Source organism: Erythrobacter sp., assembly GCF_035194505.1.
GTDB lineage: Bacteria > Pseudomonadota > Alphaproteobacteria > Sphingomonadales > Sphingomonadaceae > Erythrobacter.
In genome coordinates this window covers 2,687,659-2,713,120 of the sequence record NZ_CP136573.1, presented here as the reverse complement: position 1 = coordinate 2,713,120, position 25,462 = coordinate 2,687,659, and the positions used below count along the sequence as shown (strand labels likewise).

Below are 25,462 nucleotides of genomic sequence, written 5' to 3'. Positions count from 1 at the left end.
TCGCGCGTTTCTTCAGAGGCTTATCCCGGAACGCGGGCAAATTCGTGCGGAAATCCGCACAAATTTCTTGCAGCCAGTGCGGAAAAGCGCACATGCCTGCTTGCGGGAGGAGCGAGAGGCCGATCATGCAGAACAGGCTGGGGCGGTGGTATCTGGCAAGCGTGGCGCTGATCGGCGCGGCGCTGATCGCCGGGCTTGCCATGCTCGGGCTCGAGCGTGCGATGCGGGTCCGGGCGCTCGACGAAACCCGCGCTGCGGCCGAAGCGCAGGCGGCCATCCTTGCCGCAGGGCTGGAAAGCGAGCTCAACAAGTTCACCCTCGTCCCGCGCGTGCTGGCAGTCGATCCCGAAGTCGCCGCGCTGCTTTCAGGCGACACGGGCCAGCGCAACCTGCTCAACCGCCGTCTCGCCGCGCTGGCCGATCAGACCAATGCCGCAGCGATCTATCTGATGGACGCGCGCGGACTGACGCTGGCGGCGAGCAACTGGGACCGGCCGGACAGCTTCATCGGATCGAATTACGGCTTCCGCGAATATTTCGCGGGTGCCTTGCGGGAAGGCACCCGCACCGAATTCGCGCTCGGCACCGTCAGCCGCCGCCCGGGTCTTTATCTTGCCGAGCGGGTCGGCCCGGCAGATCGCCCGCTTGGTGTGGTCGCGGTCAAGGTCGAGTTCGACGGGCTCGAGCGCAAGTGGAAGGACGCCGAGGACGGCGTGTTCGTCACCGATGCCGACGGGATCGTGCTGCTCGCCAGCAACCCGCAATGGCGGTTCCGGGCAAGCGAGGGCACGGCTGCGCGCGATCCGGCGCGCGATGCGATGCGCTTCGGTGTGAGCCGGATCGAACGCTTCGAACTGCCGGCGGGCGACGGGGCGAGCCGCACGGTGCGGCTGATCGAGAAAATCCAGCCGATTGCTCCGGCGGGATGGGAGCTGCACCTGCTGGCCGATCCCTCCGCGCGGCTTTCGGTCGCGGTCGCCAATGCGCGGCTGGCGGGGCTGGGCCTGCTGGTGGCGCTCGGGCTGGCAGGGCTGAGCGCGGTGCTGTGGCGACGCCAGCGGCAGGCGCGCAGCGCGGCCGAGGTCGCCGCGCAGACCGCCACCTTGCGCGAGCAGTTGCAGCAGGCCAACCGGCTCGCGACCCTCGGCCAGATCACCGCAGGCCTTGGTCACGAGATCCGCCAGCCGCTCGCCGCGATGCGGGTCTATGCGGAGACCGGCGAACGCCTGCTCGGCGCGGGCCGCCAGGGTGAGGCCGCCGAAAACTTCGGCAAGATCGCCGGGCTTGCCGGACGGATCGGCGAGATCACCGAGGAACAGCTCCATTTCAGCCGCCGGCAGGTGGAAGAACCGCGCGATATTCGCCTCGGCGAGGTGATCGACGGATCGCTGCTCTTGCTGCGCGACCAGATCCGCCAGAAGGGCATCGCCCTCACCCTGCCCGCCCCCGAGGCGAGCGCCGCGATGGTGCGCGCGCGCCATGTCCAGCTTGAACAGGTGCTGGTCAATCTGCTCCAGAACGCGGTGCAGGCCTGCGGCGAGGGCGGCCAGATCGTGCTGGAGATATCGCCCGGCGCCGGTGTCGTCCGCCTCGGTGTCGCTGACAATGGCCCCGGGGTTCCACCCGCCCTGCGCGACACGCTGTTCCAGCCCTTCGTCACCGGCAAGGCTGAGGGCATCGGGCTCGGCCTTGCGATCGCGCGGGACATCATGCGCCAGCTCGGCGGCGACCTGACCCATAGCGAGAGCGCGGATGGCGCGCGCTTCATCATGACGATCCCTGCCGCATGAGCGCCGCTCCGCCCCTTCAGGTCGTGCTGGTCGAGGACGAGGAGCCGCTGCGCGACGCCACGATGCAGGCGCTCACGCTTGAAGGGGCCGAGGTGACGGCCTTCCCCGATGCCCGCGCGGCGCTCGACTGGCTGACCGCGGACTATCCCGGGGTGATCGTCAGCGATGTGCGGATGCCCGGCATGGACGGGATCGCTTTCTTCGCGGCCCTGCGCGCGATCGATCCCGATCTGCCGGTGATCCTCACCACCGGCCATGGCGACATCGCGATGGCCGTGGCGGCGATGAAGGACGGCGCGGCCGATTTCCTGACCAAGCCCTATTCTTCGGCCGATCTGTTCCGGGCGGTGCGCGCGGCAGCCGAACGGCGCGCTCTGGCGCTCGAAAACCGCGCCTTGCGCGAGGAGGCGGGGCGCAGTTCGGCGAGCGCCATTCCCGGCCATTCGCCAGCGGCAGAGCGGCTGCGTTCTGTGATCGAGGGGGTCGCCCGCTCGGAGATCGACGTGGTGCTTACCGGCGCGCATGGCACAGGCAAGAGCCACGCTGCCCGCCTGATCCACGATCTCAGTCCGCGCCGCGGGCGGGCCTTCGTGACAGTCGATGCCGGCGTGCTCGCCCACGAGGATGCCGAACTGCTGCTGTTCGGACGCGATCCCGCCGCCGCGCGCGAAGGCGCGGGCCTGTCGCGCACCGGCCTCATTGAACGCGCCAATGGCGGCACCTTGTTCATCGACGAGATTGCCGCCGCCGATGCGGTGCTGACCGCGCGGCTGGTATCGCTGGTGGAAAGCCGGCAGGTGCTCCCCATCGGGGCGGCCGCCGCGCGGCGGCTCAACCTGCGGATCATCATCGCGCGGCTCGACGCGGACGAGCCGGACGCCGCCGCGCCATCCTTGCGCGATCCCCTGTGGCACCGGCTCGGCGCGGTGCAGATCGCCTTTCCGCCATTGAGCCAGCGGCGCGAGGATGTGGCAGAGATCTTCCGCCTGTTCGTCAGCCGCCACGCCCGCGAACTTGGGTTGGCCGTGCCCGCCATCGGCGAGATGCAGTGGAGCCATGTCCAGAGCCATGACTGGCCGGGCAATCTCCACGAGCTGGCCGGCTATGCCCGCGCCTTCGTGCTGGGCCTGACAGAGATCGTCACGCCGCCTGCCCCGCTCGCCGGGCAGCGCCCCTTGCAGCAGATCGTCGCCGATTTCGAACGCACCGTTCTCGAAGACGCCCTGCGCCAGTGCCGCGGCGATGTCGCGAGGTTGCAGGCAATGATGCAAACCCCGCGCAAGACCATCTACGACAAGCTGGCGAAATACGACCTCAAGCCGTCACGCTACCGCTAGAGCACTTTCCGGCCACTCCGATCCACCCTGATCGCGTCAGGAAGCCCGCTGGACAGGAGTGGCGCGCTAGCCACGGGCCCTTCGGCCCCCGGGCAAGCGTCGCGACGAAGCCAGCGGGCTTCCTGACGCGACCCCGCAAGGGGCGGGCCGATTTTGGCCCAGCGCGGCGTCTCTCCTCGCTCACTATGCTTGGGCATGGCTCGCTCGTCGTTCCTTGCGCTGAGCCAAAATCGGCTCCGTCAGAGCGGGTCGGAGTGGCCGGAAAGTGCTCTGGAGGCTATTCCACCTCGATCACATTATCGTCCGAATTGCGGTCGATCATGAAGTTGTAGGGATCGATCCCGGCAAACAGCGGCTTCTTGGCGGTCACCACCTCGATAACCTGACTGCCCGCACGCACCGGCATGGCCTTCATCGAGAGCACATTGGCCCGCTCGAAGGCGCCCTGCCCCGGGCGTTCGGTGAACAGGCCGATCTCGATGTTCTCGGCCAGCGTCGTCGGGGTTTCGCCTCCCTTCGCGTCGGCATAGAACTTGCCCGCCTCGACGGTGATGCGGGTGCTCCAGCGTCCATCGGCAAGCTTGCGCGTGGTCGCCGCCTTGGCCTTCAGATCATAGATCGTGATCTTTTCGAACAGATCGCTGATCAGCGCCTGCTGCGCGGGCGTTTTCGCCTCCTTGCGCAGTTCGGCGATCAGATCGAGGCTGCGCGGATAAGGCGCACCCTTGAAGCGGAACTTCGCCACCAGGCGCGACAGCGCACGGTTGACCGCGTCCTCGCCCAGCCGCTCCTGCAGCAGGTACATCACCAGGCTGCCCTTGCGGTAATGGATGTACGACTGGTTCTCGATCCGGATCATCGGCTGTTCGCCCAGCACGTCGCCCTTGCGCCCTTGCAGGTAGCTATCGAGCTCGAACTTGAGGAAGCGGCGGATCTTGTCCTCGCCATAGAGCTGCTTCATCACCATCAGCGCCGAATACTGCGCGAGGGTTTCCGAAAGCAGGGTCGAACCCTGCATGTCGCCGCCCACGATCTGGTGTGCCCAGTACTGGTGGCCCAGCTCATGCGCGGTCACATAGGACACATAGTCGATCGTTTCGGGATCGCGCACATCGGCGGCAAAGCCGATGCTTTCCGAATAGGGCATCGTCCCGGCAAAGGCCTGCGCGAAGCTGTCGTAGCCCGGAAACTCGATGATCCGCGCATAGCCGAACTGGTAGGGCCCGAAATTGGCGGTGAAGTAGCCGAGCGAGGTTTTCATCGCCTTCAGCATCGCCGGCACGTTCCACGCGTGGCGCGGATCGTGATAGACCGAGAGCTGCACGTTGCCGAAGCTGTCCTTGGCCTCGGCATAGCGGGCCGATTGCACCGAGAAGAAGTTGAGGATCGGCGCGGGGCTGGCGAACACCGCGACCCGGCGGCCACTCTTGACCTCGTCGGACAGCTTGTTGCCCGGCGCAATCGGCACCTGATCGGCATCGGTGCTGATGGTGATGCGCGAATTGACCCAATCGGCGCCGATGTAGTTACGGATTTGTGCCGCGGTGTCTTCAAGCTTGGCGGTGCGCAGCTCGTCGGGCAGGCCCTGACGGCGGCGCGCGGTGCGATCGGTCAGCAGCCCGCGGCGGTCCATGCCGATGATCGGCGCGAACACGCTGTTGTTCACGAAGGTGCCGTTTTCGACCACGTCGGTCGCCGCCCCGCTGTTGGCAAAGCCGCGACGCCATGTCTCGGAGGTAAAATCGAGCCGCGTGCTCGCTCCCGGGGCGAGCGGCGTCGCGAAGCGGTAGATACGATAGGCAAAGCGCTTGTCATGGCTGGCAAGCTTTGCGCCTGCGATGTCGAGCCGGCTGAACGTGACGTTCTCGTCACCCTGCCGCACGTGCAGCTCGGTGATCGGCACCCCGCTGTCGTTGCGGAGCATGTAATTGCCCTTGGCGACCAGACGGCGCTCGGCAGGGAAGATTTCGACATCGAAGGCGACGTCGGTCACCACCGGGCGCGGCAGGTTCTCGTATTTGAGATAGGCGCGTTCGTAGGCAGCAAGGCGCTGCTCGCTCTCGTCTTCGGTTTCGTAGCGGTTGAGCACCTTGATGTTGTTGTGGACCACCACGCCGGTGCCGACCATGCCCGCCACCGCGGCGAGCGCGATACTGCCCGAGGCAAGGTTGATGCGCTTGCCCATGCCCTTGAGGCGCGGGAGCACCGCCACTACCGTGCCGCGCGGCCAGGCCCAGTGCGACAGCACCAGGAGCAGCACGCCGAAGCAGCCCCAGTAGCCACGCGCGATCAGCCCGCCGACCCAGAAGTCGCCGGTGCCGTTCATGTCACTCAGCGGCTCGCCCGGCCCGCCGCCGAACAGGTAGAGCATGTTGGAATAGCCGAGGTTCGACAGGAAGATGCGGCTCACGAACCACACCAGCATGATCCCCCAGCCGATATATTTGTTGGGGCTCAGAACCTGGAAGAACACCGCCAGCACAGCGATCAGCAGCAGATCGATGCTCTGCGGCAGGACGAAGGACACGAGGTAGAGACCGAAGTCGATATCCGGCGCGCCCTTGGCCAGCTGGTACAGCACCCCGGTGAACATCCCCGACAGCGACATGGCCAGCAGCACGGTGAAGATCGCGAGGATCTTGGGCACGAACATGGCCCATGCGGGAACCGGCGTGGCGCTGATGATCTCGCCGATCTTCACATCGCGCTCGCGCCACACCAGCTCGCCGCCATAGAACACCGCGACGATGAGGGTGAACAGGCTCATGGAGCCGATCACCGTGGTGATGACCCCGGCCGTGAGCGGATAGGACGCGGTGCCGTATGTCGTCTGCGAGAAGGCCAGGTTGAGGCCGGTGAAAGCGAGCGAAAGCAGCAGCAGCACGATGAGGCCGGGGCTCTTGAGCACCTGCAAAACCTCGGCCTTCAGACGCACGCCGAAGCTCGCCCAGGCATGGCCTGCGCCAAAGCTGCGCGCCACTGGCGCAGTGAGTGTGCGCGCCGGCACGCTGCCGGCCTTGGCTGTCTTGGCCGCCTGCTTGGCAAGACGGCGCAGGCGCCAGCGCGAGGGCGCACGCTCGGTCATGCTGAAGCGTGCCCAGGCGAAGGCCAGGAATACCGCCGAAAGGCCCAGCACGAAGATGCGGTTGAACAGCAGATTGCCTTCGAGCGGAATCGCCCGGCTGTTCATCTCCGCGGCCGTCCAATAGCGCGAAACCTCGCCGATCGCGCCCACGCCCAGCGGCTCGTAGCGCGCGACGGTGTCCTGCAACGAGGGATCGCTGGAGACAATGATGTTGATGGTGAGATAGCCCAGCACCAGCACCATCACCCCGATATAGCTCGCCAGCATCGAACGGGTCACCGTGGCAAGGCTGAACAGCAGCGCCGAGGAGAGGATGAGGTTGGGAACCGCGATCACCAGGAACGGCCAGGCGTAGGTCATGAAGCCGCCCGGCCCGACGGTTTCGGGATCGACCCACGGCATGGCCGATCCCACCGCAATCCCCAGCGGCACTGCGACATAGCCCAGAGTCGCGATCGCGAGGCCGCCGATGAACCGTCCGGCAAGGAAGTTCGTCCGTCCCACCGGGGTCGCCCGGATCATCGGGCCAAAGCCGGTGGCATCATCTCGCACCACAGCATTGGCGACGAAGGAGGTGATGACGAACAGGTAGAAGGTGGCGAACAGCCCCAGCGCGAAGGTCACCGTGAAGGGCGAATTCTCATGCACCGCCCCGGGCGAGCCGAAGCTGACATTGTCACTGGCGGCAAGGCCGAAGCCGAGCAGGAAGAAGATCGCGACGGACACCCAGAACACCGGGTTCCGCAATTGGTAGCGCAGCTCGAAGGCTGCGAGGCGAGCAGTCAGCATTGGCCCCTCCCCCTCAGGCTGCGGCTTGGGCGGGAACGGCGCGGCGGGTTTCGGCCAGCGTCGCGAAGTAGACGTCCTCCAGCCCGCCGCTGACCGGCGCGAATCCTTCGGGCTGGCTGTCGGCGAGCACGTGGACCACGATCTCGCCGGCAAAGAAGCGGTGCGAGATCACCTCGTATTGCGCCTGCATTTCGGCAAGCTGCGTGTGCGGCACGGTCTTCTGCCAGACGCGGCCCTTGGTCGAGGCGATGAGATCATGCGGCGCACCTTCAAGGCGTAGCTTGCCCCCCGCCAGCACTGCCATGCGCGGGCACAGATCGGCCACGTCATCGACGATGTGGGTGGACAGGATCACCACCACGTTCTCGCCAATGCCCGCCAGCAGGTTGAGGAAGCGGTTGCGCTCTTCCGGATCGAGGCCCGCGGTGGGTTCGTCGACGATGATCAGTTCGGGCTGGCCGATCAGCGCCTGCGCAATCCCGAAGCGCTGGCGCATCCCGCCCGAAAAGCCCGCGATCGCCTTGCCGCGCACGGCCCAAAGGTTGGTCTGGTTCAGCAGGTGCTCGACCATCGCCTTGCGCTCGGAGGCGTTCGACACGCCCTTGAGCACCGCCATGTGATCGAGCATCGCCTGCGCGGAGATGCGCGGATAGACCCCGAAATCCTGCGGCAGATAGCCCAGCGTGCGGCGCAGGCGATCAGGCTCGGCCAGCACGTCGATATCACCGAAGCGGATCGAGCCCGCCGTCGGCGCCTGCAGTGTGGCGATGGTGCGCATCAGCGTCGATTTGCCCGCGCCGTTGGGCCCCAGCAGGCCGAACATCCCTTTGGGGATCGACAAAGTCACATTGTCGAGCGCGTGGGTGCCGTTCGGATAGACATGGCTGACGCCGCTGAGTTCGAGCATGGTAATCCCCTGTTTTGACAGGCGCACACTAGCGGTTCCCGTCAGCAGGAAAAGCCACCTTCGGCGGCGCGGCCAAGCAGTTGATCGAGAGTGCCGCCGTTCGTCGATGCGAAACGGCGGTTGATGCTGTCAGACGAGCGCCTCGGCCAGCATCATAGCGCCGGTGATCCCCGCGTTCTCGCCCAGTGCCGGTGACTGCACGCGGTGGCGCGTGCCGCCGGGGAGATAGCCTGCCCCCAGCTGCGCCGTGCGGGCCGCGATCCGCTCGGCCAGCCCTGCGGTCTTGGCCACACCGCCGCCGATCACCACCCGCTCCACCGCGATAGTGGCGAAGAGTGTGTGGCAGGCCTGCGCGACATAGTCGGCGACAATCCCGTGGGCGGGGTGATCAGGCGCCAACTCGGAGAGCGACGCGCCCCAGCGGGCGATGATCGCAGGGCCGCTCGCCAGCCCTTCGAGGCAATCGCCATGATGCGGACAGATGCCGGCAAACTCGCGGGTCTCGGCAGCGCGGCGCGGGAAGATGTGGCCCATTTCGGGGTGAGCAATGCCGTGCACCGGCTGTCCGTCCAGCACCAGCCCGCCGCCGATCCCGGTGCCGATGGTGAGATAGGCCAGGCTGCGGCAGCCCTTGGGCGCTGCGGCGCGATACTCGGCGAGGGCTGCTGCATTGACGTCGGTATCGAAGCCCACCGGCACGCCCAGCGCCTTGCCGAAGAAGCCGGCGATGTCGCAGTCCGCCCAGCCGGCTTTCGGCGTGTTGGTGATGAAGCCCCAGCGGGGCGATGCGCGGTCTAGCTCCACCGGCCCGAAGCTGCCGATGCCGAGCGCGGTCAGTGTCCCTTGCGCGGCGAACCATTGCGCGGCCTCGGGCAGCGTCGTTTCCGGATCGCGGGTGGGAATGGTGTGGCGCACGGTGATTTCATGCGGCGACGGGCCGACTGCGAGCACGAACTTGGTGCCGCCTGCCTCGATCGCGCCCAGCATCAGGCTGCGCTCTCCGGCGCGCTAGCGCGGATGCTCGCCCGGTTGCCGTCAAGCTCCAGCTTGAGCAGCGGCGCGGGCACCCCGCCGAAGCTGCCATCGGGCAGCATGTCGACAAAGCTGCACACATTGAGATCGGCATCGACAAACCAGCTATAGGTCTGGAGCGGGCGATCGGCGGGATTGGCGAGCACCAGCCCGCTGCCGTTCAGAGGCTCCCACGGACCCTGCATCGATGTCGCCACCATCCCGTAAAGCCCCCCCGGCGCATGCCCGAGGCCTGGTGCGAAAGTGGCCGTCTGGGTCGACCAGAAGGCGTAGTAATGTTTCGCGTGAAACACCAGATGCGCGCGCTCAAGTTCGTTGTTAACCCCCTCTGCGTGGAGGCAAGGGGGGGTCAAGACCCAGTCTGGGCCGACCTTGCGCGCAAGGCCAAAGGCACCATTGAAAGCGCTCGCAGAGCCGGCAAGCGAGGCGGTGAAGGCGAGATGTTCGCTGCCATCGGCGGGATCGCGGAACCACGCCGGATCACGGAATGCCTTGATCTTTCCGGCCTCGCCCTCATGCGCATCGGCCGGCATATAGTAAGGCTCATAGCCTGCGATAAGCGCGCTAGGAGCCGACCAAGTGCCAGGCAAACCGTCCGATGAAACCGCTGCACTGGTCGCCCACAGCTCCTGCTGGTAGCCGCCTGCGCGCGCCGCAGTTCCGGCAGCGGTGAAAAACAGCGTCATCACCCCGTCGCGGTAGAGCGCCGAGCCGGCCCATTCGCGCTCGTAAGGCACCGCCATGTCAGGCAGCACCGGCCCGAGATCGAACCACGCGCCCGAACGCCGTTCGATCAGATGGATCTTGGCCTCGAAATGCCTGAGCGCCGGATCGCCGCGATCGGGCGCGGTCAGCGCCATCCACAATTCGCGCCCCCCCAGCGTCACGCCGTGGCCAGTCTCGTCCTGCACCGGCCACATGTCCCAATAGAGCCGTCCGGCATCGAGCTCGGACCGATCGGGCGAAATCACCGGCGGGATCAGGCTCCCCGCACCCGGCGACACCCGGCCCACGTGCTCGGCTCTCCAGACGCTTGTCATGACAGCAGTCGATCCCAGTTTGTGCGGCGTGAAAAAAGGCTGGCGGAAAAAATGGCTGGCCGCCGGGGGGAGTTGGCGGCCAGCCCTGATGTTCGGCAAGCGGTCCTTAGAAGTCGAACCGCACCGAAGCCAGCACCGTCCGGCCGGCAATCGAGCGCGCGCGCACGATGCCGTTGGCCGGGATCGAACCTTCTTCCGCCTCGGTGAAACCGGCGGCGTTGAACAGGTTCTGGGCGTTCAGCCCGACCTCGACCCGGTCGATAGGGCGGAACGCGAGGAAGGCGTTGACCTGCGCAAAGGCCGGCAGCTTCAGCTGGTTGCTGTCCTGGGTGAAGCTGTCGGTGGTGCCGACAATGTTGGCACCCAGCGTGAAGGCATCGGTGTCGTACTGCGCGGTCGCCTGATAGACGAGATCGGCCTGACGGCGCGGCTTGTTGCCGATGGTCGTCAGATCAAGCGCGTCCTTGATCTGCGCGTCGGTCCAGGTTGCCCCGCCCGAGAAGGTGAAGTTGCCGGTGCGATAGGCACCTTCAAGCTCGATCCCGAAAGCCTCGTACTCGGTGTCGAACAGCTCCAGCGGGGCGAGTTCGACATTGGTCTCGGCGGTCTTGGCGAAGAAGCCGGTGGCGTAGAGCGACAGGCCGTTCGACTGGTACTTCACGCCCGCTTCGAGCTGATCGACGCGCGCAACCACACCCGCATCGCCGCCCGGCAGGCTGCCGTCGGTGGTGCTGACGGCGGGCGAGAACAGGCTGCGGTCTGCCGTGTGGCGGCCGCCCTGGCTGTAACGCGCGAAGATGCCCAGATCATCGGTGAGGAGGTAGTTCGCACCCAGCGAGAAGCTGAAGTAATTGAACGAATAGTTCACCGGACGCGCCGAGCCGAGCGGCAGGACACCGGTTTGGGCTTCGGCGGTGCTGATCGTGCCGTTGTTGTTGAAGTCGAACCGGCCCACGCCGATGCCGAAGCCGCTGTCCGAACCGGTGATCGTGCCGCTGGCATCGCCGAAATCATAGCGGATGCTGGCGTCGAGCGTCAGGCGGTCAAGCTCGAAGGAGAGCGAGGCGAAGGGCGCATAGGTGCTGTAGGCCACATCATAGTTGCGGCGGCAGCAATTGCCGAAGAAGGTCGCGCCGAAGCCCACCGTGCCGTTCTGGGTGACCAGCTGGCCGGCCGCATTGCGGATATCCACCAGCACCGCCTGCCCGTCGCCCTGCACGGTCTGGACATGGCTGGTCCAAAGCCAGTCGGTGTTGATGTCCTGCCGCGACAGGTAGAAGCCGGTGGTGAAGTTGGCCGAACCGCCGCCCATGTCGAAGGTCTTGTTGACGCGGAAGTCGTTGGTGACGTTGTCGAGGCTGTTGAGGCGGGTGTTGAACACCACCACATTGGTCAGCAGGCCGTTGCCGCCGATGGTGGCCGCGTTGGCGGTCTGCCCGGCATTCGGGCCGCTGGCAAAGACGATGCTTGAACCCGCGCCGCCGATGCCGTTGGCGATGCCCTGCGCTGCGCCCGCGCTCGCCGGGAAGGGCGACTGGAAGCTGCCCGAATTGTCGGCAAAGCGGAAGCGGTTGGTCAGCGTCCAGCCGCTGCCGACGTCGATTTCGCTCTCGATCCCGAAGGCGAGGCTCTTGACCGAAAGGCCGTCACGGAAATCGTAGGAGGCCGGATTGTTGTTGCCGTCGAGCGTGACCTGCGGGGTCAGGAACGGGCTGTAAAGCGCGTCCGTGCGAGGGTTGAAGCCGGGGATGGCGTTGTAATCGGGGTTGGCGTTGGTGCCGCCCACGAACACCGGCTGGGGCAGGATCGTCGGGGTCTTGTCGTCGAGATACTTGGCCGACAGGCGCACATAGCCGCCATCGAAGCGCTTGGTGATGTTGGCCTTGATCTGGCCGCCGTCATAGCCGTTGTAGCCGATGTCGCGCGGGCCTTCGCCGGTGCGGTAGAAGCCGCCGATGTGGAAGCTGAGATCATCGCCGATCGGGGCGCCGTAATCGAAATCGAGGCGGTAGCTTTCGAAATCGAGGCCGACGCTGCCTTGGATGGCGCCGCCTTCGGTCTCGCCGGTCTTGGAGATGAAGTTGATCACCGCGCCCGGGGCGTTGGAGGCGAAGGTCGAGGCCGAACCGCCGCGCACCGCTTCGACGCGGGCGACCGAGCGATCGGCGCGCAGGAAGTTGTCGGCATTGCCGAAGATGATGTCGCCGAATTCGAGGATCGGCAGGCCGTCTTCCTGCAGCTGGATGTAGCGCGCGCCGCCGGTCGAGACGGGGATGCCGCGCACGGCGATGTTGGCGTTGCCTTCACCGCCCGATGCTTCCGAGCGGATGCCCGGGATCTGGCGGATGAGGTCGGCCGAGGACGGCGCGCCGAGATTGGTGATGGCGTCGGCCCCGATGGTGCTGACCGAAACCGAGCTTTCGATCCGGTTCTGGCCGCGGGCGACGGCGGTGACGATGATTTCGCTGCCTTCGGCCTCGGCCGCGGCGTCGGTTGCCACTTCATCCTGCGCCAGAGCCGGGCTTGCCAGGCTCCACAGGGCTACACTTGCGCAAAGCGCGGTCCGCAATTTCATGACTGACTCTCCCTCTAGGAATTCGCGCTTCTGTGGCGACGACGGGGCTTTGCGTAGCTTTCTTGCAAACGATTGCAACAGGAATCTTGCAATCGTTTGCAAATGGCGTGGAAACGTGTCACTTCTGCGCCACAGCATGGCTTAGACCATGATACGGGACAGGATTGCTGGAAGGGATAGCCCATGTCGCACAAGCCGCGACTTTCGCTGCTGCGAATCATCGAGATGAATATCGGCTTCTTCGGCCTGCAATTCTCCTTCGGATTGCAGCAGGCCAATATGGGGCCGATCTACGGCTTCCTCGGCGCGGACGAGGCGACCATGCCGCTCCTGTGGCTGGCCGGGCCGATGACGGGCCTCATCATCCAGCCGATCGTCGGCGCGATGAGTGATCGCACCAATACGAAGCTGGGCCGGCGCACCCCCTATTTCCTGATCGGCGCGGTGATCTGCACCCTCGCCTTATTCGCCATGCCCTATTCGAGCGCCCTGTGGATCGCCGCGAGCCTGCTGTGGATCCTCGATGCGGGCAACAACATCACGATGGAGCCCTACCGCGCCTATGTGGCGGACCGGCTCGCCCCCGAGCAGCGCTCGACCGGCTTTCTCACCCAGAGCGCCTTCACCGGCCTTGCGCAAACCCTGTCCTATCTCGCGCCCAGCCTGCTGACCGCTCTCGTCGCGCGCGATGCGCTGGATGCGAACGGCATTCCGGTGATCGTGCGGATTGCCTTCGTGATCGGCGCGATCCTGTCGATCTCCACCATCGTGTGGTCGGTGTGGCGGGTGCCGGAGCTGCCGCTGTCTGACGAGGAACAGGCCGAGCTCGCGGCAAAGCCGCTCACCGCGGCGGCGACCCTCGCCGAAATCAGCGCTGCGATCCGCGAGATGCCGCGCCCGATGAAGCAGCTCGCCGGCGCCATGCTGTGCCAGTGGTATGCGATGTTCGCCTATTGGCAGTACATCACCTATGCCGTGGGCCGCACGATGTACAACACCAGCGATGCGGGCAGCGCCGCCTTCCGCGCGGCGACCCTCACCACCCAGCAGGCGGGCGCGCTCTACAATTTCGTCGCCTTTCTGGGCGCGCTTGCGCTGATCCCGGTGGTGCGCCGCTTCGGCGCGCGCCAGACTCACGCGGTGTGCCTTGCCGCCTCGGGCATCGCCATGCTGCTGATCCCGGGCGCATCGACGCCTCTCGCGCTGTTCGCGCTGATGCTGGGGATCGGCATCGGCTGGGCGGGGATGATGGGCAACACCTATGTCATGCTCGCCGACTGCATTCCCCCGGCACGCAACGGCATCTACATGGGGATCTTCAACCTCTTCATCGTCATCCCGATGCTGATCCAGACGCTCACCATGCCGCTGATCTACCGCCCGCTGCTGGGCGGCGACCCGCGCCATGTGCTGATGCTGGGAGGTGTCTTGATGCTGGCGGGCGCTCTGGCTACGCTGATGGTGGACGCCGGACACAGGACACCGCGCGCCGAGGGGCTGGTGACGGGATAGCATGGCGACAGATGACGAGCGGACCACGCGCGGATCGGTGCGCACCATCACCGATCTGGCGCGGATTGCCGGCGTCTCGCCCGGCACGGTCAGCCGCGCGCTGGCGGGCAAGAGCCTCGTCAACACCAAGACCCGCGAGAAAATAGAGGCCATCGCCCGCGAACACGGCTTCCGTCCCAACCAGATGGCGAGCGGCCTGAGGCGCCAGAAGACCGGCGTCATCGGCATGGTCATCCCGCTCGGCCACGACGCGCGCCAGCAGATTTCCGACAGCTTCTTCATGACCCTGCTCGGCTTCCTTGCCGACGAGCTCACCAACGAAGGCTACGACCTGATGCTGCGCCGCGTGGTGCCGGAGGACGATGCCGACTGGCTCGACCGCTTCATCGGTTCGGGCATGATCGACGGGGTGATCGTGATCGGCCAGTCCGACCAGTTCGAACGGATCGAGGAGGTGGCCGACGGCTATCGCCCGATGGTGGTGTGGGGCAATCACACCGAAGGCCAGCGCCACTGCGTGGTCGGGACGGACAACCGCCTGGGCGGCCGCCTTGCCGCCGAGCGCCTGATCGCGGCGGGCGCCACCCGCCTTGCCTTCCTCGGCGATACCGGCCCGATGGAGTTTGCCGCGCGCTTTGCGGGGGCGCAGGATGTCGCCGTGCGCTTGGGCGTGCCGATCACTGCGCTGCCCACCCACCTTTCGCCAGACCGCGCCAGCGCCGAGATCGCGGGCCATCTTGGCCGGGTGGCGGGCAGCGTCGACGGGATCTTCGCCGCCACCGATACCCTCGCGGCCCTATGTCTCACCGAACTGCGCGCTCGCGGCCTCAGGGTGCCCGAGGACATCCGCCTCGTCGGCTTCGACGATCTGCCCATCGCCCGCCAGACCGTGCCCCCGCTCACCACTGTCCGGCAGGACATTGCCGGCGGCGCGCGCGGCCTCGTGCAACTGCTGCTGCGCCGGCTCGCAGGCGAGGAGACCGAGAGCCTTGTCATGCCCCCGCAACTGGTGATCCGCCACTCGGCCTGATCACTCCCCGATTGTTGCACCCTTTTCGCTTGTGCGCTGCGCGCCGCGCCCTCTAGGACAGGCGGTGATGAGAGCAACACAACAGGGGAGACGCTTCGTGATCCAAACGAAGTCGAAGGCGCAGTGGCTGACCAGCGTCGCCATTGCCGCCGCCATCGGGGGCACAGCCGTCCCCGCCGCCGCTCAGGAGCGTGCGATTGCCTTTACCGGCGCGCGCATCCTCACCATGGCGGGCGAGCCGATCGATAACGGCACGCTGGTGATCCAGAACGGCAAGATCCTCGCGGTCGGCAGCGATGTCGCCGTGCCCGCAGATGCGACACGGATCGAGGCCAAGGGCCGCGTGATCATGCCCGGCATCGTTGATACCCACTCGCATATCGGCCAGGTCGCAGGTGCGGACGGCTCCGGCCCGATCCAGCCCGAAGTGCGCGCGATGGATTCGATCGATCCGCTCGCCTCCAGCATCGGCAAGGCGCGCGCGGGCGGGGTCACTACGGTCAACATCATGCCGGGCTCCGGCCACCTGATGAGCGGGCAGACCTTCTACATGAAGCTGCGCCGCGGCCGCACGATCGAGGATATCGCCTTCGAGATGAAGAACGGCGCGGCGATCGGCGGCATGAAGATGGCCAACGGCACCAACCCGATGGGCCGCAGCGGCTTCCCCGGCACCCGCGCCAAATCGGCCTCGCTGGTGCGCGAGGTGTTCACCGAGGCCAAGGCCTATTGCGCGGGCGACAAGAAAAAGCGCGAGCTTTCCAAGGACGCGCTGTGCGAAGTGCTCTCGGGCGAGCGGCTGGTGCATTTCCACACCCACCGCGCCGACGACATCATGACGGTGCTGCGATTGAAGAAGGAGTTCGGCTTCGACGTGCTGATCCAGCACGGCACCGAGACCTACAAGGTCGCCGCCGAGCTCGCGGCGGCGGGCGTGCCGGTGTCCAACATCACGCTCGATGCACCCGGCGGCAAGCTGGAGACGATCGACCTGCGCATGGACAATGCCGGGATCCTCGAACGCGCGGGCGTGCTGGTGTCGATCCATTCCGACGACGCGATCGTCGATTCGCGCATGTTGCTGCGCGAGGCGGGGCTTGCCGTGCGCGGCGGGATGACCCGCGATGGAGCGCTGCGGGCGCTGACCATCAACGGGGCCAAGCAGCTGCGGCTCGACAAGCGGGTCGGCTCGCTCGAGGCAGGCAAGGATGCCGATTTCCTCGTGCTCGATGGCGATCCGCTGTCGGCCTATACCCATATTCTCGAAACCTGGGTCGAAGGCGACAAGCTGTTCGATCGCAGCCGCCCGGAAGACCTGATCATGGCGACCGGCGGCTATGGCGCCGGCAGCCCGATGGACGCCTCGCACCACCACTGGGAACTGGCCGAAGAAGAGGGGCTGGAATAATGCGCAAGACTGCAATGCTCCTCGCCGCCGCCAGCGCTGTTGTGCTTGGCTCCCCGGCCCACGCCCAGGACGTCGCGATCCGGGGCGAGACCGTGCACACCATGGCCGGCCCTGCCATCACCGACGGGGTGGTGGTGATCGACGATGGCAAGATCGTCGCGGTTGGCCCCGCCGCCAGCACGCCGATCCCGGCGGGCGTGACCGTGCTCACCGCCAAGGTGGTAACCCCGGGCCTGGTCGATGCGCGCAGCGTCGTCGGCCTTGCCGGCTACATGAACCAGCCGCACGATCAGGACCAGCTTGACGAAAGCGCGCCGGTCCAGCCGCAATTGCGCGCGATCGACGCCTACAACCCCAACGAGGTGCTGGTAGCGTGGCTGCGCGGCTTCGGGGTCACCACGATCCACACCGGGCATGGTCCGGGCGCGCTGGTTTCGGGCCAGACGCTGGTAGCCAAGACCGTCGGCACCACGGCCGAACAGGCGGTGATCGTGCCGCAGGCAATGGTCGCGGCCAATCTCGGTCCGGCAGCGCTGGCCGAGGGCGGCAAGGCCCCCGGCACCCGTGCCAAGCAGATGGCGATGCTGCGTCAGGCGCTGATCTCGGCCAAGGCGGAAGAGAAGCCGCCTGTGAAGAAGGGCGAGACTAAGGCCGGCCCCGACAAGCCGCCGAGCCTTGAAGTGCAGACCATGCGCGATGTGCTCGCGCGCAAGCTGCCGCTGATGATCACCGCCAACCACGCGCAGGACATCATGAGCGCGCTGCGGCTGGGGCAGGAATTCGGCATCGATCTGGTGCTCGACGGCGCGGCGGAAGCCTATCTCCTGACCGACCAGATCAAGGCGGCAGGCGTGAAGGTGATCCTCCACCCGCCGATGACGCGGCAATATGGCGAATATGAAAACGCCAGCTTCACCACCGGCGCGGTGCTGAAGGCGGCGGGGATTCCCTTCGCCTACCAGTCGGGCTTTGAAGGCTACGTCCCCAAGACCCGCGTGGTGCTGTTCGAGGCCGCCGTGGCCGCGGCCAACGGCCTTGCCTGGAACGACGCGCTCGCCAGCATCACCATCGATGCGGCCAAGGTGATCGGCATGGACAGCCGCGTCGGCTCGCTCGAAGTCGGCAAGGACGGGGATGTCGCGCTGTTTGACGGCGATCCCTTCGAATTTGCCTCGCACGCCGTGGGCGTGGTGATCGACGGCAAGCCGGTGAGCACCGCCGCGCAATAACAGGCCGAGCAAGGCGGCCCGGTTTTTTCCGCGAGGGTTTTGCGGAAAACCGGGCCAGGTTTGCGTATATGGACGTCATGGACCCGATGTTTCTGTCCCGTCGCCGGCTGATGCTCGGCGCTGGTGCCGCTTCGGCACTGGCGGCCATGCCCGCCTGGGCGCAGGGCCACAGCCTCCACCGCGGCCGCAAGCATGGTGGCGCGCCCATCCGCGCCGGTTTTGACGAGGTTTCGGGCGAGGTGATCGATCTCGTGGTCGGCGAAGGGCCGCGCGTCGTGCAGGGCCGCAAGAGCCACGGGATTGCGGTCAACGGCTCTGTGCCGGGGCCGCTGATCCGGCTGCGCCAGGGCCAGAACGTCCGCCTCAATGTCACCAACACCCTCGCCGAAGACACCTCGATCCACTGGCACGGGCTGCTACTGCCGTTCCACATGGACGGGGTGCCGGGGATCAGCTTTCCGGGCATCAAGCCGGGGCAGACCTTCGCTTACGAATTCCCGATCCGCCAGAGCGGCACCTATTGGTATCACTCGCATTCCGGCCTGCAGGAACAGCAGGGGCATTACGGCCCGCTGATTATCGAGCCCGATGGCCCCGAAGTGGCCGAATATGACCGCGACTATGTGCTGCTGCTGAGCGATTACACCCCGCTCCATCCGCACGCGATCATGAACCGGCTGCGCAAGGGCGAGGGCTACTTCAACTACCAGCAGACCAGCTGGAGCGATGATTACAAGCTGTCTGCCGCAGATCGCCGGATGTGGGCCGAAATGCGCATGCCCGCGACCGACATCGCTGATGTGACGGGCTCCACCTACACCTACCTCGCCAATGGACGCGGGCCGGAAGAGGGGCTGGAATTCCTGTTCCGCGCCGGCGAGCGCATCCGCCTGCGCATCATCAACGGCTCGGCGATGACCTTCTTCAACCTGCGCATCCCCGGCCTGCCGATGACGGTGATCGCGGCCGATGGGCAGAACGTGAAGCCGGTCGAAGTCGACGAATTCCAGATCGCGGCGGCCGAAATCTACGATGTGCTCGTAGAGCCGCGCGCCGAAGCGGCCTATGCCATCGTCGCGGAGAGCATGGACCGTTCCGGCATGGCGCTGGCGATGCTGGCGAGCGCGCCGGGCGCCCGCGCGCCTGTCCCCGCACTGCGCCCGCCACCGCTGCTCGACACGGGCGACATGGGGATGAACCACGGCGATGGCGGTCACGGCGGCCACAGCATGGACGGCATGAAGATGCGCGACACCCTGCTGCTGCCCCCAGACGTGACAACCGGCCCGGGCATCGACATGGTTTCGATGGCTCCGGTCGACAAGCTCGGCGATCCCGGCATCGGCCTGCGCGATGTGCCGCACCGCGTGCTGAATTACCGGATGCTCAGCGCGTTGGAGCCCAATGCCGACACCCGCAAGCCCTCGCGACTGCTGGAATTGCACCTCACCGGCAATATGGAACGCTACATGTGGTCGTTCGACGGCCAGATGTATTCCGCGGTTCATGACGTGCCGATCCGCTTTGCGTGGAACGAGCGGGTGCGCGTCAAGCTCGTCAACAACACCATGATGGCGCACCCGATCCATCTTCACGGGATGTTCTTCGAGCTGGTCAATGGCGAGGATGCCGCCCACCAGCCGCGCAAGAACGTGGTGATCGTGCAGCCGGGTGCGAGCGCACAGTTCGATCTCACCGCCAACGAGCCGGGCGACTGGGCCTTCCACTGCCACCTGCTCTATCACATGCACGGCGGGATGATGCAGACCGTGACGGTGATGGGGCCGGAGGCGGGCAAGTGAGGCACGCCATCGGCCTGATCGCGCTGCTGGCGGCATCGCAGGTCGCGGCGCAGAGCCACGAGGGGCACCAGCACCACGATCCCGCGCCGACGCAGGACCCGCACGCCGGACACACCATGCCCGCGCAGCCCAAGACGGATTCCCCCGGCCCGACCATGGAAACCCCGCCACCGCCACCGCCATCGGTCGGCAGCGGCCCGCCGCGCGCGGCAGACGCGATCTGGGGCGCCGAAGCCATGGCCGCCTCACGCGAGGACCTGCGCAAGACCCACGGCGATTTTCCGGTCTTCTGGTTTCAGGGCGACCGGATGGAGGCACAGGTGCGGCAGGGCACGGATGCCTATCTATGGGATATCCAGGGCTATTACGGCGGGCCGACCGAGCGCCTGTGGTTCAAGAGCGAGGGTGAAGGCGAATGGGGCGCTGCGCCCGACGACGCCGAGGTGCAGGCGCTCTATGCCAAGGCGTTTGCGCCCTTCTGGGACCTTCAGGTAGGCCTGCGTCACGATATCGCAGGGCCGGACACCACCCACCTCGCGCTCGGCGTGCAGGGCCTTGCGCCCTATATGTTCGAAGTCGACGCGGCCCTGTTCGTCTCGCACAGGGGCGATATCACCGCCCGTATCGAGGCCGAGGTCGACCAGCGCATCACCCAGCGCCTGATCCTCCAACCGCGCATCGAGGCCAATCTCTCGGCGCAGGACATCCCCCTGCTTGGCGTTGGCGCAGGGTTGGACCAGATCGAGGTGGGCGCACGCCTGCGCTACGAGTTGAAACGCGAATTCGCGCCCTATATCGGCGTCGAGCAATCATGGCGCACCGGCCAAGGCGCCACCTTCGCCCGCGCACGCGGCGAGGATCCTTCGGTGACGAGCTTCGTTGCCGGTGTGCGTTTCTGGTTCTGACACGGAGAGTTCTTCGCCCATGCGTATCCCTGCCCTGCTTGCCGCCGCCCTTCTTGCCCTTGGAGCGCCCGCCGCGCTTTCGGCGCATGTGTCGGTCGCGTCCTCGGCTCCGGCGGAAGGCAGCACCGTCAAGGCCCCAAAGACCGTCTCGATCGCTTTCAATACCCCGGTCGATCAGGCCAGCGCCGCCGTCAGCATCGTCATGACCGCGATGCCGGGCATGCCGAACCATGGCGAAATGCTGATGCGCAATTACACCACCAGCTGGTCGCAAGACCGGCAGACCATGACCCTGAAGCTCGCGGGCGCCCTGCCCAAAGGCACCTATGAAGTGCGCTGGAAGGCGACCGGTCAGGATGGCCACGCGGTGAGCGGCGTGGTCAATTTCAAGGTCGCCTGACCGCTCCCGCCTAGCCCTTGGCGGGCGCGGCGTTGACGATCATGTCGGCAGCCAAGGTACGGCCCGCCAGCAGATAGTGCAGCGCCGCCCAGCCATAGCCGCCGGCGAAGATCACGATCGACCATTGCAGCCCCTGCGCCTCGGCTCCGGCGCAGGCCTTGAGGCTCGCCAGCGCCTCTCCGGCAAGCGCCGCCTTGGCGTCAGGCGCGAGCGCCATCAGCGGCTTGCACGCCTCCAGCGTCAGGCCCAGCGCCATGTTTTCAAGGAACATCGCCTTCAGCACGGTCGAGAGGATGCCGATCACCAGCGGGCCAAGGCCGTATCCGAGCAGGTTCACCACGAACAGCGTGATCGCCACCGCGGTCGCGCGCATCCGGCTGTCGACCACCCCGCCCGAGACCGCATACATCGGCCCCAGATAGAAATAGTGGATCATCGCCGCGATCATCAGCGCAGGCATGGCGAGCCACAGGCTGTCTGCCAGAAAGCCGAAGGCATAAAGCGGCACCGAGGCCCCCATCCCCACTGCGGGCAGCCATGACAAGGCGCCCGGCCAGCGGCGCGACAGGCGATCCGACAGCCAGCCCGAGGCAAACACGCCGAGCGCTGCCATCACCCCCAGAATGATCCCGTTCAGCAGCGAAGCGTCACCAATGGCGAGCTTGTGGGTGCGCATCATGAAGGATGTGGTGAACTGGCCGATGCCGTAACCCGCAAAGGACGCGACTGTCGCGCCGATCACCACCTGGCGATAGGCAGGCTTGCGGATCAGCACGCCCAGTGCTTCGCCGAAACTTGCCCGCTCCAGCCCCTGCAATGCGGCCGGATCGGTGTAGCCGCGCGGCGGCTCGGCGATGGTGCGCCACACCAGCAGCCCCAGCAGCATCCCGGGTACGCCGACCACCACAAAGGCGACGCGCCAGCCTTCGACCGTGCTCCAGTCGAGACTGCCGAACATCCAGCCCAGCCCGATGCGGCCGAGCCATGCTCCGAAAGCCGCCCCGTCGAGGCCCGCCAGCTGCCCGCCGAAGACCGAAGCCAGCATCCCGCCCAAAGGCACGCCCAGCGCATAGATCGACACCGCGGTGGCGCGCTTTGAGGGCACGAAATAGTCCGAGATCAGCGATTGCGCAGGCGGCGTGCAGCCCGCCTCGCCGATGCTTACCCCGATGCGGAAGAGGAACAGCATGAGGAAGCTTGCCGCAAAGCCGCACAGCGCGGTGAACAGGCTCCACACGGCGACCGATCCCGCGATGATCAGCACGCGGTTGCGGCGCTCGGCCAGCCGCGCGATCGGGATGCCGAGGAAGGTGTAGAGCACCGCGAAGGCCGGCCCGCCAAGCAGGCCCATCTGCCAGTCCTCCAGCCCGAAGCTCTGCTTGATCGGTTCGGTCAGGATGTTGACGATGGTGCGGTCGATGAAATTGAACACATAGACGATCAGCAGCGCGCCCAGCACATAGGCGCGGTATCCGGGCGAGCCGAAGCCTGCGGCTGCCGCCGTATCGGTGTTTGTCATGTGATCCCTTCCCGTGGCTGCTTGCACAGCCTCCCGGTCTCTCAACTCTCTCTGGTGCGCATCATTGAGGCAAATCGCGCGGGCGTAAAGCCGCTGGCTGCAAAAGTAGGAGTTGCCCACTGCCCCGTTGCTGCGGCAGCCTTGGAGAAAGGGCCGCGTCACAAGGCCCGCGAGGGGATGGAATGGATCCGTATATCTATGTCGTGATCGTCAGCGCGCTGGCGCTGCTGGCCTATTACTTCACCCTGCTCAAGGCTGGCCTTGCGCGGATAAAGTTCAAGGTGCCCGCGCCCTCGCATGAAGGGCCGGAGGAATATATCCGCCACGTGCGCGCGCATCTCAACACGCTCGAACATCTGGTGCTGTTCCTGCCCGGCTTGTGGCTGTTCGCCTACGCGGTGAGCCCCTATTGGGCGGCGGGGATCGGCATCATCTGGCCACCGATGCGGGTGCTTTATGCACTCGGCTATTACAAGGCGGCCGACAAGCGGCGGCTCCCGCTCTATATCTCGATGCCGGTCATCTATATCTTCGTGCTCGGCTCGCTCATTGGCGGGATCGTGAAACTGGTTCAGGGAGCCTGAGGCATGGCGGCAGAATATGATCTGGTGATCCGCGGCGGCACGATTGCCGACGGCACGGGCGGCGATCTGATCGCGGGCGATGTTGCGATTGCCGGCGGCCGCATTGCGGCTATCGGCGCAGTCAGCGGTTCAGGCGCCGAGGAGATCGACGCCAAGGGCAAGATCGTCACCCCCGGCTTCATCGACGTGCACACCCATTATGATGGCCAGTGCATCTGGGCCGAGGAACTCTCCCCTTCCTCCTCGCACGGCGTCACGACGGCGGTGATGGGCAATTGCGGGGTCGGCTTTGCGCCGTGCCGCAAGAGCGATCACGAGATGCTGATCAACGTCATGGAAGGCGTGGAAGACATCCCCGGCGTGGTGATGACCGAGGGACTGGACTGGGACTGGGAGACCTTCCCCGAATATCTCGACAAGGTCGCCGCCGGAAAGCGCGACATCGACATTGCGGCCTATCTCCCGCACTCGCCCTTGCGGGTCTATGCCATGGGAGAACGCGGCGCGGCGCGCGAAGTCGCTACGCAAGATGATCTTGCGCTGATGCGCCGCCTCACGGCCGAGGCCATGCGGGCTGGCGCGCTGGGCTTTGCGACCTCGCGCCTGTCGATCCACAAGACGGCAGATGGCCAGGCGATCCCGACCTTCGACACCGACATTGCCGAATTGGAAGCGATAACCAGCGGCATGAAGGATGCGGGCGCGGGCACGTTCCAGGTGGTGCTCGATGCCTTCGTGGGGTGGGACAAGGAATATCAGGTAATCGAGCGGGTGATCGCCGCCTCCGGCCGCCCGGCGACCTTCACGCTAGCCTCCGGCAATGACGCGCCGCCGCGCTGGCGGCGGGTGCTGGAGATGCTGGAGCGCACAAATGCGAGCGGCGGCATCGCCAATGCGCAGGTCATGCCGCGCCCGATCGGCCTCATCGCCGGGCTGGAGCTGACAGTGCATCCCTTCGTGCTGTGCCCCTCGTGGAGCAAGATCGCCCACCTTTCGATTCCCGAACAAATCGCCGCGATGCGCGATCCGGCCCTGCGTGAAGCGCTCCTCACCGAGGATTTCACCCCGGGCCATCCCTTCAACGAGCTGGCGCGCAACTGGCGCTGGCTGTTCCCGCTCGACAATCCGCCCGATTACGCCCCGCCCGCGCACATGAGCATGGCAGGGCAAGCCGCCGCGCGCGGCTGCACGCCGCAGGAGGTCGCTTATGACCGGCTGCTGGCGACCGAGGGACGCGGGCTGTTCCTCGCCGCGCTCGGCAATTACGAGAACGCCACCCTCGACAGCGCGCATGAGATGCTGCGTCACCCCTATTGCGTCCCCGGCCTCGGCGATGGCGGGGCGCATTACGGAGCGATCTGCGATGCCAGCTATTCGACCTACCTCCTGACCCAGTTCGTCCAGAAGCAGGGCCCCTTGCAGCTCGGCCTGTCGGAGGCGGTGCACATGCTCGGCCAGAAGGCGGCGCGCGCGGTGGGCTTTGCCGATCGCGGGACGCTGACTGTGGGCGGGCGGGCCGATGTCAATGTGATCGACCTCGACAATCTCACCTTGCACCTGCCTGAAGTCGTGCACGATCTGCCCGCAGGCGGTCGCCGCTTGCACCAGCGCGCCAGCGGCTATGAGGCGACGATTGTGGCAGGCGAGGTGATCCGCCGCTTCGACCAGTCCACCGGAGCACGCCCCGGCAAGCTGGTGCGCGGGAGCGGGTATCGCGCTACGGCCTAGAAGGTCGAGGTGCCGATCCCGCCGTCGACCACCAGCGACTGCCCGGTGACGTAACTCGCTTGGGCCGAGCAGAACATCGCCACCAGCACGCCAAGGTCCTCGGCATCGCCGAAGCGCCCAGCGGGCAGGCGCACGGCCTTGACGAAGGCATCGACCTCCTCGTCATAGGTCCGGCCATTGGCTGCCGCGCGCGGGCCGAGCACATCCTCGATCCCCGGCGTGTGGTGCATCCCCGGCAGCACCGAATTGATCGTGACGTTGTGCGGGGCGAGTTCCTTGGAAATCGCGTGGCAATAGTTGGCGAGTGCGGCGCGCGGCGGGCCGGAAAGCACGCGCATCGCGGCGGGATATTTAGCCGCGCCGGTGCTGATATTGACGATCCTCCCCCACTTGCGCTCGACCATCGGGCCGGTCACCGCCTTGATGTAGTCGATCGGGCTCAGAAGCGCGGTCGCCACGGATTTCTCGAATTCCTCGCGCGATACTGTCCGGAAATCGCCGGTGAAGGGCGGCGGGGCGCAGGTGGCGACGAAGATGTCGGGATCAGGGATCGCCGAAAGGATCGCGGCGCGCCCTTCGTCCGAGGCGTGATCGGCCACGAGCGGGTGCACTTTCGCGCCGGTCTCGGCAGCGATGGCGCGGCAGGTTTCCTCCAGCCGCTGGCTCCCGCGCGCGGAGATGAACACCTCGCACCCCTCGCGCGCCAAGGCCAGCGCCGCGCCGCGCCCCATGCCCGCAGAGCCGCCATTGACCAGCGCCCGCCTGCCCCTGATGCCCAGATCCATCGCCA

At 66.4% G+C, this 25,462-nt stretch carries 18 protein-coding genes; 11 read left to right on the top strand and 7 right to left on the bottom strand.

The features are described from left to right. The first annotated feature begins 125 nt into the window (after positions 1-125). Positions 126-1,790, top strand: coding sequence for a sensor histidine kinase (locus RSE14_RS13270; RefSeq protein ID WP_324074396.1), 1,665 nt, complete (start codon positions 126-128; stop codon positions 1,788-1,790). Beyond that, positions 1,787-3,127 carry a sigma-54-dependent transcriptional regulator gene (locus RSE14_RS13265; RefSeq protein ID WP_324074394.1) on the top strand — a complete coding sequence of 447 codons (1,341 nt, stop codon included), beginning with the start codon at positions 1,787-1,789 and terminating at the stop codon, positions 3,125-3,127. The genes RSE14_RS13270 and RSE14_RS13265 overlap by 4 nt, the downstream gene beginning before the upstream one ends. A gap of 277 nt (positions 3,128-3,404) precedes the next feature. Here RSE14_RS13265 and RSE14_RS13260 read toward each other — a convergent pair whose 3' ends face one another. From RSE14_RS13260 to RSE14_RS13240, 5 genes are all read right to left on the bottom strand, one after another. Continuing rightward, positions 3,405-7,001 carry an ABC transporter permease/M1 family aminopeptidase gene (locus RSE14_RS13260; RefSeq protein ID WP_324074391.1) on the bottom strand — a complete coding sequence of 1,199 codons (3,597 nt, stop codon included), beginning with the start codon at positions 6,999-7,001 and terminating at the stop codon, positions 3,405-3,407. A 13-nt stretch (positions 7,002-7,014) separates the two neighbouring features. After that, positions 7,015-7,908 carry an ABC transporter ATP-binding protein gene (locus RSE14_RS13255; protein WP_324074389.1) on the bottom strand — a complete coding sequence of 298 codons (894 nt, stop codon included), beginning with the start codon at positions 7,906-7,908 and terminating at the stop codon, positions 7,015-7,017. Between the two features lie 129 nt (positions 7,909-8,037). Continuing rightward, a complete protein-coding gene (locus RSE14_RS13250; RefSeq protein ID WP_324074387.1) occupies positions 8,038-8,895 on the bottom strand; it encodes an ROK family protein in 858 nt (285 codons plus the stop codon). Next, a complete protein-coding gene (locus RSE14_RS13245) occupies positions 8,895-9,980 on the bottom strand; it encodes a glycoside hydrolase family 68 protein (RefSeq protein ID WP_324074385.1) in 1,086 nt (361 codons plus the stop codon). The genes RSE14_RS13250 and RSE14_RS13245 overlap by 1 nt, the downstream gene beginning before the upstream one ends. Before the next feature lie 106 nt (positions 9,981-10,086). Next, entirely contained in the window at positions 10,087-12,555 is a 2,469-nt protein-coding gene (locus RSE14_RS13240) for a TonB-dependent receptor domain-containing protein (RefSeq protein WP_324074384.1), read from the bottom strand. 183 nt (positions 12,556-12,738) lie between these two features. Here RSE14_RS13240 and RSE14_RS13235 point away from each other — a divergent pair, with 183 nt between their 5' ends. The 7 genes from RSE14_RS13235 (at position 12,739) to RSE14_RS13205 (ending at position 20,841) form a co-directional block, all read left to right on the top strand. Beyond that, on the top strand, positions 12,739-14,067 hold the full coding sequence (locus RSE14_RS13235; RefSeq protein WP_324074382.1) for an MFS transporter: 1,329 nt from the start codon (positions 12,739-12,741) through the stop codon (positions 14,065-14,067). Between the two features lies 1 nt (position 14,068). Beyond that, on the top strand, positions 14,069-15,097 hold the full coding sequence (locus tag RSE14_RS13230; protein ID WP_324074376.1) for a LacI family DNA-binding transcriptional regulator: 1,029 nt from the start codon (positions 14,069-14,071) through the stop codon (positions 15,095-15,097). Positions 15,098-15,194: 97 nt separating this feature from the next. Further along, positions 15,195-16,505 (top strand): amidohydrolase family protein, encoded by a 1,311-nt coding sequence (locus RSE14_RS13225; protein WP_324074374.1) that lies wholly within the window; start codon positions 15,195-15,197, stop codon positions 16,503-16,505. Continuing rightward, positions 16,505-17,734 (top strand): amidohydrolase family protein, encoded by a 1,230-nt coding sequence (locus RSE14_RS13220; RefSeq protein ID WP_324074372.1) that lies wholly within the window; start codon positions 16,505-16,507, stop codon positions 17,732-17,734. Before RSE14_RS13225 ends, RSE14_RS13220 begins: the two co-directional genes overlap by 1 nt. 86 nt (positions 17,735-17,820) lie before the next feature. Then, a complete protein-coding gene (locus RSE14_RS13215; RefSeq protein WP_324076926.1) occupies positions 17,821-19,536 on the top strand; it encodes a copper resistance system multicopper oxidase in 1,716 nt (571 codons plus the stop codon). Next, complete coding sequence (locus RSE14_RS13210; RefSeq protein WP_324074370.1) at positions 19,533-20,441, top strand: copper resistance protein B; 909 nt, start codon at positions 19,533-19,535, stop codon at positions 20,439-20,441. Before RSE14_RS13215 ends, RSE14_RS13210 begins: the two co-directional genes overlap by 4 nt. A gap of 19 nt (positions 20,442-20,460) precedes the next feature. Next, positions 20,461-20,841: a copper resistance protein CopC gene (locus RSE14_RS13205; RefSeq protein ID WP_324074368.1), complete on the top strand. Its 381-nt coding sequence runs from the start codon at positions 20,461-20,463 to the stop codon at positions 20,839-20,841. 10 nt (positions 20,842-20,851) lie between these two features. Here RSE14_RS13205 and RSE14_RS13200 read toward each other — a convergent pair whose 3' ends face one another. After that, complete coding sequence (locus tag RSE14_RS13200; RefSeq protein ID WP_324074365.1) at positions 20,852-22,360, bottom strand: spinster family MFS transporter; 1,509 nt, start codon at positions 22,358-22,360, stop codon at positions 20,852-20,854. Positions 22,361-22,542: 182 nt separating this feature from the next. On the opposite strand from RSE14_RS13200, the gene RSE14_RS13195 reads away from it, so the two are divergent. Continuing rightward, complete coding sequence (locus RSE14_RS13195; RefSeq protein ID WP_324074363.1) at positions 22,543-22,944, top strand: MAPEG family protein; 402 nt, start codon at positions 22,543-22,545, stop codon at positions 22,942-22,944. A 3-nt stretch (positions 22,945-22,947) separates the two neighbouring features. After that, positions 22,948-24,672: an N-acyl-D-amino-acid deacylase family protein gene (locus tag RSE14_RS13190; RefSeq protein ID WP_324074361.1), complete on the top strand. Its 1,725-nt coding sequence runs from the start codon at positions 22,948-22,950 to the stop codon at positions 24,670-24,672. Here RSE14_RS13190 and RSE14_RS13185 read toward each other — a convergent pair. Continuing rightward, on the bottom strand, positions 24,669-25,457 hold the full coding sequence (locus tag RSE14_RS13185; RefSeq protein WP_324074358.1) for an SDR family oxidoreductase: 789 nt from the start codon (positions 25,455-25,457) through the stop codon (positions 24,669-24,671). The two genes, RSE14_RS13190 and RSE14_RS13185, sit on opposite strands and share 4 nt — an antisense overlap. Positions 25,458-25,462 lie beyond the last annotated feature (5 nt).